The organism is Tenacibaculum sp. 190130A14a (genome assembly GCF_964048965.1).
Lineage (GTDB): Bacteria > Bacteroidota > Bacteroidia > Flavobacteriales > Flavobacteriaceae > Polaribacter > Polaribacter polynesiense.
In genome coordinates this window covers 2119842-2137200 of sequence record NZ_OZ040189.1, presented here as the reverse complement: position 1 = coordinate 2137200, position 17359 = coordinate 2119842, and the positions used below count along the sequence as shown (strand labels likewise).

Sequence of the window (17359 nt, the reverse complement as noted above, 5' to 3'; positions counted from 1 at the left end):
GCTATAGTGATTCTTTTCTAGTTATATAATTCGGTTTTGTCATTTCAATTCCGTCCGGAAACATTTGGATTGGGTTTGTAGTTGGAGAGAGGTCGATAGCTTTTTTTATATTCTTAATTTTATTTAGAATATCTTTTTCCCATTTACTTTTATTATTATGTTTATCCCCGCGTATTTTATTAAGATTTTTTTTAGCGAATTCTAATTGCTCTAACAATCGTTCAGTTTCACCTGGTGTATTAGTCCTATGTAAATGTGAGCAACCGTTCCAACATTGAAGGTGTTTTAAACATGGAGATTGACTAAAATCATGAGTGCATCCTCCAAATGGTGTAAGATGTAAAGCTAGACCATGAGTTTTTAAAAACGTTTCAGCATCTTCGATACTTTTATTATTTTTAAGAAGATGATAAGTTTCAGTCATTTCGCCTAAAATATTTTTATTTCTGATTCCTTCTTGAAGAAACCTAATTTTTTCAGTTACTGAATTAAAACTAAGATACTGTTGATGAAGTTTTGTTTTTTCTCTTATTGTAGTGTGCTGATATGCTTTGTTTTGGGTTAAATTTTGCCTTCCCAATGCAAGAGCCTGCTGAACGTTTGACATTCCTGCTAGTTCATATAAAGTATTTCTCCAGTGTCTAGGTTTATGACTTGTTAGTCTTATTTTACTACCATCAGCTTCAGTCAAGTTTCTTCTTTCAAAAATTGACTCTATCGAATCATTGGCTCCTAAAGCTTCATTTATTTCCTTTACTGAAACTAAACCTGGATATACCCATAAAATATTGGAACTTCTTTTAAACCTAAAAGCGCCATCAAATCTTAAAGCTAAAACTTCACTTAATTTTAATATTACTTTTCCATTATCATCTATTAGTACATCTCGTTGCATCAGTTTAGTATTTAATAACTCTTTTTCAATATCACCGACGTTGTAATATTTAGAATAAAAAACTTCCTTACTATTTTTCGATCTATACTCAAAGTAATTTTTATTTGTTCCCAAACTCTTAATACCTTTTCTCCTTAAATATCCTTGTAAGTATATTATTTTGTTAAAGCCTAATGAAGTATTCAATAATTCGAAATCACTAACACTTTTATTTTTATCATATTTCCATAATCTTCCAGGATTATTTTCTTGCCATAAACTTGTCTCTCTTGCCTCTTTTGTTAAAATTTTTAATCTATCAATGGCTCGTTTGGCAAAAGGAACATCTTGAGGAGCTAACCAATGAACCCTATCTTTAAATTTTTTCTCCGCATAATATCTAATTCCAAAGCTTTTTAATTCATTTCCATTCATATCTAAAATTGGACTCCCTTTCTTATCTAACTTTAATTTTTCCACCCAACAATCATATGGAATATAACACACTTCATTAGCTCTCATTCCAGTAACTATTAGTAAATCAATCGTTCTCAATAATATCTCTTCGTTTTCATTTATCGGATTGTTGGTACAAATAGCATATGATGACATAGCTTCAAAACTAGGAAGCTTACTTTTTTCTCTTAAGTCTATATCAGAAGAAATGTCTTTCTTAGAATAATAACGATGATTGTTTTTTATATTAATTGTATAATTTATAGGCTTTTCGGTAAGTCTTTTTTCATCAATTAAATCTGAAATAACTTTCAAATTTGTAGCAGAGTTATATATATTTTTATATTCAATAATTTTTAGATAATTAATACACTCTTCAAAATGCCATCTTGTAAGTAATGTTGGATCTTTTTCACCTCGCTGATACATTATAAAGTATAATCTCTTTAACTCAATTAAAAAAGCGTTTACTGAAGCAAATTTTGAACCTCTAACTCTCTTAAAATAACTAAGACAAGACTTAGTAAAATCCATGTATAAAGTAGGTAAGGGGTCTCCATTAGTTTTTAGATAAGTATTTGGAACTTTCTTGCTAAATTTTTTAGTAGTACGAAAAGAAATTACTTTGATGGCCCCCCTATGAGGAGTCCATTTAGTAATATTCCAGTCATGATTATCCCAATCAATTTGATTATCTAATGCAGAAAAGATTTCTCGCTCCTCAAAACAAAATATATGTAATTTAGTATTCATTCTTCTCTTTAAGGATATTAAGTATATCATCTACGGCTCTAATCGTTTCATTTAGTTGAGTTATGGGTCTATTATACTCAATATCATTGCCTTTCTCTGAAATATCTATAAAATATTGAGCTTGTTTTTGAAGTTCTTCTTTTACTACAATATGCTGTTTCTTGTTTCTAAAAGGATGAAACGTTATACATGTATAACAAGAATATACAGGATTTTTTTTACAAGAGGTATCATTAGGTAAACCACACATACCTATACCTCCAATGTATTGATTTCCAATAATTCCTTTAATTCTTTTTTCACCTTCTATATCTTTATCTTCTACAAAATTACCTGTCAACATTTCATTCAACTTTTGATATGTTATATTTTTGGCTAAAGCTTTAGCTTTGATATCGGCAATTTTTGGTGTTGAAGATATATAGGCTCTCGCAGGAACTGTAGAATTATGTCCAAGTAATTCAGCAATTATATCAGCAGATGCGCCTTGATCTGCAAGAGCTTGCCCTAAACTATGTCTAAAATCTGTGGGTTTTAATATAATGCCTTTTTTTAAAGTCTCTTTTTTTACAATTTTAGTAAAATTGGATGAAGTCAATCTTTTTCCTTTTTTATCTATAAATAAAGCATTATTACTATTTTTTTTATAATTTTTAAACAATAAAAGTTTCAGAACTTTTCGTCCCAAATTCGTTGAAATACTTCTATTTCGTTTTTCAATATTATTAGATTTGATTTTTTTAGACATTGGGAGAGACAAAGAATAATAGTCTTTACTCGAACCTTTAATTACTTCAAAATCTGATTTGTTTAACAAATAAAATTGATATGGTCTAGGGGCTAATTCAAGACAAAACTGTAAAATTATATTATCCCTCAAAATTTCAAAATCTAATTCATTCTCGTCAACCGACTTTGTGATTCTTTTTACCTCTTCAATACCTTTAGAGTCAACTACTTCTTGATTTAAGAAAATTTTATCATACGGTTTTCTTTTTGGTATATTATACTCCTTTATTTCATCATAAGCGTATTTTAAGAATAAATTTTCAAACTTTAAAAAACCAAATTCAAATAACTTTCTAAGAGAGTAAATATGACAAACATATTTGCAATGAATACAGAAATAAAAAACTTCTTTAGGCATAAAAGGTATGGACATTTTTTGCTTTTTTAAAGCATTGATAAACCCTACTTCACTTTTAGAAATAGATTCAATTGATAACTCACGTTGTCGATATATTAAATATAGTTTTAATATTTCCTTTGTCCGATTATCAAAACTATCCCAAGAAATACTATGATTGTTTCCGCCTGATTTCCATTTCCAATTATTACTTGCAAATTTTATTTTATAAATCTCACTTGGTAAATCCCCTTTGAATATCACATATTTAGGTAAGTTATTCATAATTAAGTATTCTTTGCATATTGGTTTTATTTGCCATTTTCGATATCATTCTTCTTGCATAATAACTTGGCATATTAGAATTAAACGACCATCCACAAATTACTCTTAATTCATCCTTTGCTCTCTCCATATCTAAGTCTTTTTTGTCTATTAAAAATTCTAACATGGACTCAGCAAAATAATGTCTCAATGTATGAGCAGAAAATTTAATACTTGTCCTCTTTGAAATTTCTTTTATTATTCCCTGAACACTTGATTTGGATAATGGCTTATTTTGATCACTAGTAAATAAATAATGTATTGTTCCATTATTTTTTCTATAGTAAAACAAGTATTCTTCAAATAGGAGGTAGGTTTTATCTGATATTGAAATTATTCTTTTACTATAAGAATTCTTATAACTAGGAGTATTTCTTCTAATATCTTTTTCATTTATATTGTTATCTATTTTAATAAAAAAAAGGTTGTCATTCCTTATAAAATCAATTGCTCTCAATAGTAATAACTCACTTAATCGTATGCCTGTTTCTATTAAAATTAAAAAAACTAAATAATTTCTAACTCTATTTTTATGTTTAAAAGGGTTTTCTATATTATCTGGATTACATAAGTTTAAGATTCTTGTTATATCATTGGTATTAAGACTATTATAACTTGGTATATATTTAATCTTGTATTTTGAAAATTTCAAATTTTGAATGACATTATTTAATCTATTTTGATTGAAGTTAAAACGGTTATAATAGAAGTACCATTGGAGATATGAGCAAACATTATCAATAATAATATTAAAATTAGTTTTAGATTTTAGTTTATCATTGAGCCAAAGATCAAAAGACTTTAGGCATTCTAAAACTGATTCGGGATTATTTTTTAATAACATAACAAAATCTTCTTTCTTAATTTCATATAAATACTGTACCAGATATTTATAAGCCAAAGCATGATTATATAAAGTTCTGTAGGATTTATTTCTAATATTAATTACCAAGTATTTAATAAATTGATATTCTACAGAGCCATTTCTGAAAACAATTGGATATCTAGATTTTGATTTTATAAAGTATATTGGTGTTATAGTAATCATAAATTTATTTTATATAATAAATTTATAAAATCTTTTCTTAATATAACAAACTGTAAATCAACTATGAACATATATTACATTCAATGTTATTTAACATAATATTAATTATAGTACAAATGTCATATATGAGTAAAAAGCCCAATAGTGTGTATTTAACATAGTTGTAGATATAACACACGCTAGTGTTTTATATAGCTAACAATTATGTTACAGCCTTTTTGCGACCTGTTGCCAATTTATATTCGTAATCTCTATCTCTGTATTATGTAAAAGATAAAGTATATTACTCGAGCCCTTTAGCATTTGTTTTGGACTTTCGTGAGAAATTCATATTCTGTACAATAGTTCATAATAACGAAATAGTTTGATATAATTTTAATTAAACCACACTTAATTTCTTCACCATATTCATGACTAAGTCCAAGAAATTTTCAAATACGCGATTCCCAGGAAATGTTAAATCATGTCTATTATTGTTACTAAAGACCTTGAATATCATTTTTACAAAGACAATCATATTAAAATCTATATTTAACTTCTCTTTTTTTAAACGCTTCTTTGCCGCCTTCAACTATATCTGCAATGTGTTCCCTAATTCCCATACTTTTTAGTAAATCTTTTTCTTTTGGATCTAATTCTTTAGTATTTTCTAATGGTCCATTTATGTAATCAAATCTATATGGGCTAGAAGTTTCTTTATCGTTTTGCCCTTTTTGATTTGCCACAATTATATTCTCTGCATCTGCATTTACAACTACATTTGGATTATGAGTTACAAGAATTATTTGCCTTTCGGATTTTTTATCTCTTAAATATTTAACTAAATCTTTTGTTATGGATCTATTATCTAAATTATCTTCTGGCTGGTCAATTAATATTGGTGCTTTAGAACTACTCAACCCAACAATAAGCATTAGTATTACAAAGCTTGCTTTACCAGTCGACATTTCCTCCATCTTATCACCATCATAAACCGTTTCCCAAAAATCTACGAAATAGTCATCAAGTATAACTTTAATGGCAGACTTTCTATTAGTTTTAGTATTTAAAGGAAAGCTTCCATTTACGATAGTATCAAATATTCTCTTTATTTCTTCAAATTCAGTGTTATTTTGAAAGCTTATTAAATCATCTTCCTTTTGTAATATATCATATTCCTTTTCAGGAAATTTTCTTCCATCGCATATGTCATATAGAGTTTTTATAAACTTTCTTACATTAAATTTTTGAGTTCCTATGATATCTAGATTCTGCTCTTCAAGTAATTTTGTTCTTTCATTTAGAGTTGAAATTATTTTGGGATATTCGTTAGAATTCTCAACATATAATTTAAATAAATTATCTCTCTTTTTGTTTAATTCTTCTTTGCTATTTTTTATTTCAACTTTTAGTTGATTTATTGCTTCTAATTTTAGTTTATCTGCCGTTATGATTTTATCAATATCCGTAATGTGCTTTTTAACTTTTTCATTTTTTATTAATGGTTCAAGTATTTTCTCAAGCCTTCTTTTTTCTTCCTCACTTGCAATGATAAGAGTTCTAAACAAGTTATCATTGACTAGTACGCTATCTTTGATTTTTATTGACTCTGAAAATGCTTCTAGATCACTAATTGCTACCTCCAAGAAATTGAAATTTTGGGTGAACAATTCTTTGATAGATTCCATTTCTAAAGAGTTCTGTATTGAATCTTTCTTATTTTTCAACTCCTTTAAAGTGTTTAAAATATCTCTATTAAAAGCCGATACCTTTCTATAATCACTGTTTATTTTTATTCTATCAGATTCAACCTTTTCTAATTTTAACTTCTCCGTATTATATTCAGCTATTTGTTTTTCGTTTAATCCAATTCCTTTTTTTAACTCAGCAATTTTTAATAAATTGGTTTCAATACTCTTTTTTAAAACTTCTTCATTACCTTTTTCTTTTAGTTGTTTATTTTTAGACTTAATACTTTCTTCCGTTTCAAAATAACTGTCTATTAAATCATTCCTTTTTTTATCATTTGATTTAACAACACTTAAGAAATCTTGATAATTAGTTTTGTACGCTTCATCTTCTAAAAGTAAACCTCTTACATATTTTAAAAGTTCTTCTCCTTTTTTATTAGCTTCTGGTTCAGCTAATTTGGTAAGATAATTCTGGGGGATATATTTAATTTTAGGTATGATAGAACTTTCTTTTTCATCATACAATTTTTGAGAAACACCAGATAAAGATTTTACTTCAAAATTAAAATTCTCATCATCTTTTCTAAAATCGTACTTTCTATCCATAATAGATGTTACTTCTTTGTTCGTTTCTAGAGTTGATGCGATATTATAAAGTAATATTGATTTACCAGATGACTTTCCTCCGATTATAACATTTAGGTTCTTATTAAATCTAATCTTTTCTGGTGTAAACAAATTATCAGATGAAAAATATTGTACTTCATCAATAATTAACTTTTCTTCCTTAAAATCAGGCTCATTTGGTTGTATTCTTATGCGTTGAATAGGCTCAAATATAATCTGTCTTAATCCTTCAAATGTTGGTTCTGCTTTTATCCAAAGTTTCTCCTTTCTCTTGTAATCTTTTATATTATGATTATCAGAACAAATTACAGTTGGTAACCATTTATTTATTTTGCTTTTTAAATATGGATTTACCTTTGAATTGTATCCTTCAATATCTGATACTTTACCTAGTTCAAAAACATCAACAATTTTGGCAATATCCTCTTTTTGTGCTAAAGAGTGAGGAAGTGAATGAGTTAATTTTTCTAAACCATTACTTTTAGAACCTGCATGAATACTGACAATTCCATCTAATTCTTTTATTAACTTAATAGTATCTGCTAAATCACAGTAAACTTCATTATACTTTTTATTTTCTCCTTCAATTTTTTTTAGCTCGGTATTATTCTTTAATTGCCCCCATATATATTCTAAGTTACAATTCTCACTAAATATTGCTATAAAATGAATTGGTTCACTACCTCTTGCATCTGATAAAAACTCGATGCCTGGCAGAATAGTTAATTCTTTATCTTTACATAAACTTTGTAATTCTTTAATTCTTTTTACATCAATTAGATTATGGTCTGTAATAGCTACAACACTAATGTTATTGTTTATTAAACCATCTACTATATCCTGGTTAGTAACACTTTTATCTTTGTAGTCATATGATGATGGTGTATGAAAATGTAAATCCCACTGTTTCCATTCTGAACCTCTAGTTTTGTTCGTCATTAATGATTATTTCATTTGGTTAATTAAAAAGTTCATAAATTTAATATATTAGGAAGAGGATTTGTTTACGGAATCCCGCAACTATTTGAAATTTAATATAGAATAATCCCATTCCATACATATTTTGCCTCCACTCCTCTACCCTTTCTGCAAAAAGAGTATTCCATTACATTTTTAAAGAAACTTTTGGAAAGAAAAAAATCCAAGAAAATTGGGGTAAAGAACTTCGCTTTTACCAAAGCAAAGTTACATAACGCAGAACATTATAGTACAAAAGTATTTGTAAGCTATAATTCTATACTATGTAAAATATCCCAGAAATTGTAGCAATTCTTTTTAATATTCCGTACTTGGGTCAATAATATTTCAAATACGCGATTTTCAGGGATATTGATTTTAGCTAAAGTTATCTGAGGTTTAGTTTATATTTCAAGATTCTATTTTACATAATACATAGCATCTGACAGTTTAGATTGTAGATTATCGTATCTCATTTTATCATCTTCGAATATTATTATTTATTTCTCTTTCTTCTTTTTAGCTTTCTTTAGGGAAACTTTAAAATCATCAACTGTTCCATGTAATTTTAAATTTAGGTATTTTACTTTCTTGTTAGGATCAACTTCTATAATTTCATCCTCTTCGTCTTTATTTCCACTATTTTTCTTATTCTTAAATAATTTATGCCAAACAGCTTTTCTAACGGTTTTCCAAGGAATTCTTAAGTAATATTCAATATTATTATTCAAATCTTGTGTTCCAGATAATTCCATATGTCCTAATGTTGATTCAATCGTCATATTAGGAATGTTAATGCGTCCGTTAATGATATCTATATGATTTTGAATTGTATCAAATTTGATATTGTTCAAGTTTTTATTACCCATATAACTAGATAACATTTTCATGGGTTCATAATTCTGTAATTTCCCATTAAAAACTTTGACATCCATGTGAATTTCAGATTGATCTAAATCTGGCACTAAATCAGGATATACTCTAATTTTTCCATCTATTGTAGTAGAAACATGTCCTTTTAAATTATCTGAAACCAAATGATCTTGTCCAAAATTTTCAAACTTAAATAAGAACTTATCCAAATCAATTTTAGTGGTTTTTATAGTAGGTTTCAGGTAAATTTTCTTCGGATTACTACCATTAAAGTAACCAGACATATTAAAATTACCTCCAGCTGCATTCATATGTAGTGTATCTACATAAATGTAATGATTCTGAGTTGTACGTAAATTTGCTTTTATATCTTGTAAATGAATTCGTTGATACATAAAATAATCTACATCTACATCAATTTTCATATCAGTAAATGGTAGCTCATACAAATTAAAAGCATCTGCATGTGCTGCAACATCTGCAGTTTTTGATTTTACGGTTATTGTTGCCTTCTCTGTTGTTTTATCAGGAGGAAATAGTTGGTCATAATCAATATAATTTGCTTTAAAACTCAGATTATTATCTCTTTTTTTAATTGCTGAATTATCTCCCAAATAATAGTTGAAGTCAATGTTAAAAGAAGTTCTCCCTATTTTACCTATAAAATCTTTTACTGTAAGATGGTCATCTTCATAATGAAAATCACCTGTAAAGTGTTCAAATCGTAAGGGATGCAAATGCATTTTGGTATTTAGCTTGTCTAACTCTAAATCTATAGAATGTAACGCGGATGCTTTATAATGCATACTAGAATTCACATGCAATGTCAGTTTTTCAAATTCTTCATGTCTATATTCTTCAGGAACATAATTTTCACCTTGATACGTGAAAATATCTTCTAAACGCAATAAATCTGAAGTTAAGGTAATGTCTAAATCTACATCGCCATTCAATTCTTTTTGCATCCAAAAACCATAATTATGTACCAATCCGTTAAAATGAAAATCAGAATCATCAATAAAACCAGTAAAATCTTTGATTTTAAGATCTTTATCATCGATTAATACATCTACATGAAAATCGTGGAATTTATGTGGATAATGCTTTAGTTTCGCGTTAAGACTATCTACAAAAAACGCTCCTTTAGGTAAATATTTACTTTCAGTAAAAGCTTTTGCAGAGGATTTAAATGAAAATCCAGCAGTTAAATCTTTGATTTGCTCATCTATACCTGTCCTTAAACTATCAGTAGCAGAAAATTTCGTGAGTTCAGAAATATCTAATAGCTTGGACTTAATATCTAAATGAGTAACGACTAGTGTATCTGTATGATGTACAATAGCAGGTAAATCTGATACATATCCAGTTATTGAAATATCAGATGTTCCTAATAGTATATCAAATTGATTGATTGTCGCTTTTTTTCCATTCATTACTATATGTGCATTCAGTTTTTTTAATGGCGCAGGCAGATCTTTGGAAGATAAACTTAGACTATCAATTTTTAACTCACTATAATACGCCTGATTCAATTTACTGAGTGCTTGTTCTGGGTTATCAATATCTATAATATCATGAAAATTCATTTTTAATGAAACATTTCCTGATGCAATATCTACTTCACTTAAGTTTAAAAAATCAGTCACAAATTCGAGATTGAAATCTGCATTTAATCGCATATCTATTTCTGGTTCATCAAAATTATTGATTACGACATTTCCTAGAATTTTTCCTTTTCCCAGTTTGGCAGTCATATCTTCTAGTGAGAATGTTGTTGTACGAGAACTTCGTTCTTTTCCGTTCGTAAAATGACCTTTAAATCCAATGTTTTTGACTCGCTTACCTTTGTTGGTGTTTTCTAAAAAAGCTTCACTTACACCGAAGTTTACATCAAAAAAAGGTACTTGTTGATTCAATGTAGGTCCTTGAACTACCGCGTTAAAATAAATTTTCCCTGCATTTTTATAACGTTCTAAAACAGGTATAAGATCCTCTGGAGCAAAGGCTATAAGCATGTCAAAATTTGGCTTTGCTCCTTTTATTTTAAGATCAAGATCAAAATCATTTTTTGTGTCTATTAATCCTTCTAATTCAAAATCACCATGTTCCATAGTAACTCCAGAAGGTTCAATGGTAAGCAATCCAGTATCTTTATCAAGATTAATATCTGTATGAAGATCAAAGTGTTTGTGTTTTATATATGTAGTATCGCCGTTACTAATTAAATTCATTTCAAATTTAGTATCAATATGCCCTGAAATAACTTCATTATCAATATTGAAACCACCATCAGCCTCATAAATAAATGTTTCTAAGTCTGTATTTTGACCTTCATCTTTTTTGTGGATATCTAAATTGTGTAATTTTATTTTTTGAAGTTTAAAATCTATTGGGGCTGAACTTTCTGTTTCATCAATGGATTTTAATGCGTTTAAAAGATTTAGACTTTTATCTTCATGAATTACAATATCAAAAAAACCGTCTTCTACAATTAATGATTTAATGGTGTAATCACCATCTAAAATATCCCAAAAATTAAAACCTACGTAGATATCTTTTACGTCAAGAATAACTGGTGAATTATCGTTTTTAGTTTCATTTATTTTTAGATCGTCTACCTTAAAAGAAATATTTGGAAAATTACTAAAGAGTGATAGATGAGTGTCACCTATATCAATAAAACCTTTGTGCGTTTTGTTAAGCTGAGCTATATGATCTTTAATAATACTATTTTGTTTTGTATTGATATATAACACCGTAACAAGGAGAAATAATAATGGTAAAAGCAGTACGCAAGCAATAAACCGCAACCAGATTTTTCTTTTTTTAAAGGCTTTAAATTTCATAATACTTGTGATTATTATAACAGTATAAACTTATTTATAAATGTTTAAACTAAAAAAAAACAACTAAATTTTATACAGTCATTTTTTGAACTCTTTCTAATAATCTTATAATTGATTTATTAGTTAAATGGGAAAATTGATTTAGTTTACCATTTTATATGAACTATACCTCCTCAACTATGGTTTCATTAAAAGAATTTTATGGCAATAGTATGATGCAAGTTAAAGCCCAAAAAGATTAATTAAAAAACTAAACCACTCCCCTATTACTTTGCTTCAATTTTATGGTAGCTCACAAACGACTAAATAGTCTATATATTAAACATATAATCCATAAAGTCAACTGATTTATAATCATATATTTGTGACATATATATGTTTAAGTGCTTCATAAAAAAATAGTTAAGTCAAATATTTTTTCAAAAAATCAAGAGTTTATGACTTTACTTTTGGGGAAGTTTTTAAAAATCTATTACTTATCGTTATATGTTATATCATGAAAATCTTAACAAAAAATCATAGAAATGCTTTATAACCTTTTTAACAATAAGAATGAAAAGGTACTTATAGTCAAGTCTTTTTCAGAAAAAAACATTACAACTCTTTTTGAGAAACCTAACTTTTATGCAATTTTTTTCTTTGAAGAAGCTCATGGAGTGATTAACATGGAGTCTAGCGAAATGCAGGTAAAAGACAACAATATCTTATTTTATTATCCCTATCAGAAGTTAGAATTTGAAGGGACTTTCAAAGGGTCTTATATACAGTTTCATCCTGATTTTTTTTGTATTGATATTCATGCAAAAGATGTTGGGTGCCAAGGTGTGTTATTTAATAATTTTTTAAACGACACTGTTTTACGTTGCTCTAATAAAGATTTTGTAATCATGTCTAATTCCTTTTTAAACTTAAAAAAAGAATTGTTGAATAAAGATGTTGGACAATTAGATATGGTTTCAAGTCAGTTAAAAATGTTGCTTATTTGTGCAGTTAGAATAAAAAGAAAGGAACAAAATGATGCTATTCTAAACAAAGAAAATATACATATACAATTAGAAAAATTGATAGAGAAAAATTATATCAACGAAACCTCTCCAGAATTTTATTGTAACGAGTTAAATATTTCAATGACAACGTTTAATCGTTTATGCAAAAAATATTTTAAGAATAGTTTCGTAACCATTATAAATTTAAAAAAAATTGCATCTGCAAAAAACCAATTGTTTTTGACCAATGAGTCTATTAAAAACATTGCCTATGGTATTGGTTTTAATGATCCTTTATACTTTACTAGAGTGTTTAAAAAATATAGTGGTATTTCTCCTAAAGAATTTAGAAAACAACTAAAAGATAATCGATTGATTTAATTGTCCATGTTTTGGATAATTAATCCTAAAATCTAGGCTTTTCTCAAAGCTACTTTTGTTTCAAACTTTAATTAATAAGTTATGAAACAAATACAATTCATATTCCTTCTATTTTTCATTGCAGTATTGTCTATGACAGGATGTAAAGAAAAAAATGAAGCCGTTAAAAAAGAGGCAGTAAAGACTATTGATTTAAAAGAAAGTGTTGATGGTTATACTCAATATACCATAGATACTAAGACTAGTTATATTACTTATATAGGTAGCAAACCAACAGGAAAACATAATGGCAAATTTTACTTATCTAAAGGTAATATTTATGTTAATAACCAAACAATTGTCAATGGAGATATTGTAATAGATTTAAATAGTATTACTGTTGATGATTTAAACGACAAAGAAGATGCTCAAGGTAAAAGAGTTCTTATAAATCACTTGAAATCTAATGATTTTTTTGATGTTAAAAATTACCCAAAAGGAAAGTTCGAAATAACTTCTGTAACACAACTAACTACCAAATATTCTATTGATGATAAAACAGAGTTTGAATCTATCAATCAACCGCTTTCAAATACAGAAAATAGCATAAGAAATCCGACTCATATTATGTCTGGAAGTCTTGAATTACGAGGATTTAAAAGGTCTATATCATTTCCAATAAGAATAACTTCTTCCAATTCTAAAATAATTATTGAAGGAAAATTAAATATAGATAGGACAGACTGGAGTATTACTTATGGAGAGGAAGCATCAATAACAGATAAATTAAAGGATAAGTTTATCTATAACACGGTTAACCTAGGTTTTTATGTAGAAGCTCTAAAATCAAATAAGAAACTATCAGCTCATACACTTGCACCAAGAACAATAGACGCTTTTGAAAAGAAGTTTGGTATTCATAAAGGGAAACGTAGAAACCATATAAGTGGTATTTGCTTTACTGGAAGTTTTATAATTAACAATGAACGAATTCGAGGACTGAGTTCTAGTAAAATTTTTAGTACAACACCCTTGAAAGTTATTGGAAGATTCTCACATAAAGGTGGTGTTAAAAAGGATGAAGCAGTACATGGAGAATATGGTATGGCATTTCAAGTAATTCTTGAAAATGGTATGACACATAATTTTAGCATGAATACACTAGATTTTTTTCCTGTAAGTACTCCACAAGGATTTTTACAGCTTATGACTGCTAAAATAAGTGGTAAAGAAGAAGATTTTGTCAAATTAAAAAAAGAGCATCCTGAATTCAAAAATTTCAAGGCTCACTATGGTAAAAAGCCAAAAGTTTTAAAAAACTATGCCAATCATCAATTTAATAGTGTAAATACTTTTTATCTAAAAAATGAAAATGGTAAGAAAACAGCTGTGCGTTGGTCTTTTATACCTAGAAATGAAACAATTTCTATTAACACCTCTGAAAATGTAAGCTACTATAAAGATTTAGCCGAATTATTGAACAAAAAAGGAAAGCTTCTTTGGGATATGGTAATAACAATTGCAAACCCTGAAGATGAAATTAATAATGCTGCAAAACAATGGACAGGACATCATAAAACAATTACTGCAGCTACACTTACCATTAATGCTGTAAATGAAGATGGTACTTGCCAAAATATCAATTTTGATCCTTTACAATTACAAAGCGGAATTTTACCTTCTGAAGATCCTATTTTAAAATTTAGATCACCAGCATATGCTACCGCATTTGTAAGGAGAAAACAAGAACAAAAACAACAAAAATAAAAGCTATAATCATGACAAGACAAGAGAAATTTGACCATTTCAAAAACTTACATCAAAAAGGCAACCCAATAATGCTTTATAACATTTGGAGTGCTGGATCTGCCAAGGCCGCTGTTAATGCTGGCGCAAGTATAGTGGCTACGGGAAGTAAACCATTAGCACTATCACAAGGATATCCTGACGGAGAAGTGATTCCGTTCGATACATTTTTACAAACAATAGAACAAATTGTATCTCATGTAAATGTACCTGTTAGTGTTGATTTTGAAAGTGGTTATGCAGGTAATGATGATGAGTTACTCGCTATCAATACGGAAAAACTTCTGCAAACAGGTATCATAGGATTAAATTTTGAGGACAAAATTATCGGAGCAAATGGGCTTTATAGTATTGAAAAACAATCTAAACGAATTAAAATCATACGAGAAGTAGCAGATGATTTAGGAGTACCACTTTTTATAAATGCTAGGACAGATATTTTTTTTGAAGAAAAAGATACCTCTAAATACTATAAACTCATGCCCGAGGCTATAGCAAGAGCCAAAGCATATACGAATGCTGGAGCTGATGGATTTTTTACCCCTGGTCTTGTTGATTTAGATCTGATTAAAAAGTTAACGAGCACACTCAATATACCTCTAAATATAGTTAAACTCCCTACAGCACCTATTAATGAAGCACTAATAAATGCTGGTGTACAACGCATAAGTTATGGTCCTTTTGCTTATATCAATTTGATGAAAGTATTCAGTGACAATTTAACAAAAAACTGTGTTGAAGAAAAAGTGCATATAAATTAATATCAAATAAATTTTTAATTATGAAAACAATAACAAACAAAAATCTAATTCTATTATGTTTAATATTAGTGGGATTATTCACTACAAGTTGTAGCAGCGATGACAATGATTATCTTAATACTCCAGAACCAAACTCATCAGCAATAAACTTGTCTACTAACACAAGTTTTGGAAAAATTTTAATAGATGGTAACGGAAATTCTTTGTATTTCTTTTCTAAAGATACAAAGGCTACTTCTGAATGTTTAGGAAATTGTTTAAATACTTGGCCAGTTTTTTATGCAGAAAACTTAACTGTTGGAACGGGGTTAGACATTGGTGATTTTTCTGTTATAAAAAGAACAGATGGTACCATGCAAACTACATATAAGGGATGGCCACTTTACTATTATGCTAGCGATTCTAATCCAGGAGATACTAATGGAGATGGTATTGGCGATGTTTGGTTTATTGCTAAACCAGATTATTCTATCATGTATGCAAATGCACAGTTAGTTGGGAATGATGGTAAGAATTACCTTCAAGATTATACTGTAGGTATAGGAGCTACAAGCTATATTGTAAGTTTTGCAGGAAGAACAATGTATTTATTTGCAAATGATAAGTTAAATACTAACAATTATACGGCGTCAGATTTTTCTAATAATAATGTATGGCCAATAGTCGAATTTTCTGCGGATATAATTCCAAGTATTTTAAACAGTAATGATTTTGGAACTATCGATGTTTTTGGGAGAACTCAGTTAACCTATAAAGGTTGGCCTTTGTATTATTTTGGACAAGATACAGAACGTGGAGATACTAAAGGCGTAAGTGTTCCTTCTCCAGGTGTATGGCCTATTGTAAATACAAATACTGCTCAAGCAGAAGCCAGTAGTACCATTATAAATTATGATGTCACTAACAATGGTGCTTCTGCGTTTATTTTTAATGATGGTGGTTTTACAAATGAAAGTAATCCTGCATTAACATTAAAAAGAGGGAATACTTACACATTTACAGTAAATTCTCCAGGGCACCCATTTATTATAAAAACTATTCAAGGTATTGGAACAGTAAATATTTATAATGAGGGTATGTCTAACAATGGGCTTACTTCAGGAACTATAACATTTACTGTTCCTAATAATGCCCCAGATAAACTATTTTATAATTGTGAGTTTCATGCTAGCATGACAAATACAATAACTATAATTGATTAAGCAGTTTTTATAACTCCTACGCTATCGCTAAAAGTATATTTTATACTTTTAGCGATAGTTTTTTTCAATCTTTCCACTAAAATAATATTCAATATGAGAGCAAAAACATAAAAGATGTTTTTGTCTTTTATAAAATTAGGTATATCTTTGCAGAGATAAATTTTTAATATGTTTTCTAAATCTTGTGAATATGGAATGAGAGCTGTCATATATGTGGCAAAGCAAACCTCATTAGGCAATAAAACCAGTGTAAAGGAAATTGCTAGTGCTACTAATTCTCCAGAAGCGTTTACAGGAAAAATATTACAAATATTGACTAAGAATAATATAATTAGCTCAATTAAGGGGCCATATGGTGGCTTCTTGATTTATGAAGAGAAAACAAAAAATGTAAAACTAAGTCAAATTGTCGAAGTCATCGATGGAGACAAAATATATACTGGTTGTGGACTTGGGCTGAAAGAGTGTAATGCTAAAAACCCCTGCCCTATTCATGATAAATTTGTTGATATTAGAAGTAGTCTCAAATCTATGTTAGAAACTACAACTGTATATGATTTATTAAAGTCTGAAACAGGTGAAGATAAAATACTACAATTAAAAAGATAGAATAACCATTTTTGAGTAGAGGAATTATGTCCTCTATAATTTTAAAATTAAAAAAGACAAAAACATCCGTTATAATAAAAG

Annotated in this window: 10 protein-coding genes; 5 read left to right on the top strand and 5 right to left on the bottom strand. The window is 28.3% G+C overall.

The genetic code is table 11. The annotated features are described in order from the left end of the window. Position 1: 1 nt before the first annotated feature. From ABNT22_RS10155 to ABNT22_RS10135, 5 genes are all read right to left on the bottom strand, one after another. Positions 2–2083 carry a hypothetical protein gene (locus tag ABNT22_RS10155; protein WP_348716989.1) on the bottom strand — a complete coding sequence of 694 codons (2082 nt, stop codon included), beginning with the start codon at positions 2081–2083 and terminating at the stop codon, positions 2–4. Continuing rightward, entirely contained in the window at positions 2073–3494 is a 1422-nt protein-coding gene (locus tag ABNT22_RS10150) for a tyrosine-type recombinase/integrase (RefSeq protein WP_348727090.1), read from the bottom strand. The genes ABNT22_RS10155 and ABNT22_RS10150 overlap by 11 nt, the downstream gene beginning before the upstream one ends. Then, on the bottom strand, positions 3487–4581 hold the full coding sequence (locus ABNT22_RS10145; protein WP_348716993.1) for a site-specific integrase: 1095 nt from the start codon (positions 4579–4581) through the stop codon (positions 3487–3489). Before ABNT22_RS10145 ends, ABNT22_RS10150 begins: the two co-directional genes overlap by 8 nt. 518 nt (positions 4582–5099) lie before the next feature. Then, entirely contained in the window at positions 5100–7817 is a 2718-nt protein-coding gene (locus ABNT22_RS10140; protein WP_348716995.1) for a TrlF family AAA-like ATPase, read from the bottom strand. A 518-nt stretch (positions 7818–8335) separates the two neighbouring features. Further along, positions 8336–11554 carry an AsmA-like C-terminal region-containing protein gene (locus tag ABNT22_RS10135; RefSeq protein ID WP_348716997.1) on the bottom strand — a complete coding sequence of 1073 codons (3219 nt, stop codon included), beginning with the start codon at positions 11552–11554 and terminating at the stop codon, positions 8336–8338. A gap of 524 nt (positions 11555–12078) precedes the next feature. Here ABNT22_RS10135 and ABNT22_RS10130 point away from each other — a divergent pair. The 5 genes from ABNT22_RS10130 to ABNT22_RS10110 all read left to right on the top strand — a co-directional run bounded on the left by ABNT22_RS10130 (position 12079) and on the right by ABNT22_RS10110 (position 17278). After that, positions 12079–12921 carry an AraC family transcriptional regulator gene (locus ABNT22_RS10130; RefSeq protein ID WP_348716999.1) on the top strand — a complete coding sequence of 281 codons (843 nt, stop codon included), beginning with the start codon at positions 12079–12081 and terminating at the stop codon, positions 12919–12921. A gap of 81 nt (positions 12922–13002) precedes the next feature. Then, entirely contained in the window at positions 13003–14667 is a 1665-nt protein-coding gene (locus ABNT22_RS10125; protein ID WP_348717000.1) for a YceI family protein, read from the top strand. A gap of 11 nt (positions 14668–14678) precedes the next feature. Beyond that, on the top strand, positions 14679–15467 hold the full coding sequence (locus ABNT22_RS10120) for an isocitrate lyase/phosphoenolpyruvate mutase family protein (RefSeq protein WP_348717002.1): 789 nt from the start codon (positions 14679–14681) through the stop codon (positions 15465–15467). A 20-nt stretch (positions 15468–15487) separates the two neighbouring features. Then, positions 15488–16669 carry a hypothetical protein gene (locus tag ABNT22_RS10115; protein ID WP_348717004.1) on the top strand — a complete coding sequence of 394 codons (1182 nt, stop codon included), beginning with the start codon at positions 15488–15490 and terminating at the stop codon, positions 16667–16669. A gap of 168 nt (positions 16670–16837) precedes the next feature. Then, positions 16838–17278 carry an Rrf2 family transcriptional regulator gene (locus tag ABNT22_RS10110; protein WP_348717007.1) on the top strand — a complete coding sequence of 147 codons (441 nt, stop codon included), beginning with the start codon at positions 16838–16840 and terminating at the stop codon, positions 17276–17278. The last annotated feature ends 81 nt before the right edge of the window (positions 17279–17359 follow it).

Bases quoted from the DNA above. Each gene is read 5' to 3' on its own strand.
- ABNT22_RS10155 (WP_348716989.1), bottom strand. From the start codon at position 2,083: ATGAATACTAAATTACATATATTTTGTTTTGAGGAGCGAGAAATCTTT.
- ABNT22_RS10150 (WP_348727090.1), bottom strand. From the start codon at position 3,494: ATGAATAACTTACCTAAATATGTGATATTCAAAGGGGATTTACCAAGT.
- ABNT22_RS10145 (WP_348716993.1), bottom strand. From the start codon at position 4,581: ATGATTACTATAACACCAATATACTTTATAAAATCAAAATCTAGATAT.
- ABNT22_RS10140 (WP_348716995.1), bottom strand. From the start codon at position 7,817: ATGACGAACAAAACTAGAGGTTCAGAATGGAAACAGTGGGATTTACAT.
- ABNT22_RS10135 (WP_348716997.1), bottom strand. From the start codon at position 11,554: ATGAAATTTAAAGCCTTTAAAAAAAGAAAAATCTGGTTGCGGTTTATT.
- ABNT22_RS10130 (WP_348716999.1), top strand. From the start codon at position 12,079: ATGCTTTATAACCTTTTTAACAATAAGAATGAAAAGGTACTTATAGTC.
- ABNT22_RS10125 (WP_348717000.1), top strand. From the start codon at position 13,003: ATGAAACAAATACAATTCATATTCCTTCTATTTTTCATTGCAGTATTG.
- ABNT22_RS10120 (WP_348717002.1), top strand. From the start codon at position 14,679: ATGACAAGACAAGAGAAATTTGACCATTTCAAAAACTTACATCAAAAA.
- ABNT22_RS10115 (WP_348717004.1), top strand. From the start codon at position 15,488: ATGAAAACAATAACAAACAAAAATCTAATTCTATTATGTTTAATATTA.
- ABNT22_RS10110 (WP_348717007.1), top strand. From the start codon at position 16,838: ATGTTTTCTAAATCTTGTGAATATGGAATGAGAGCTGTCATATATGTG.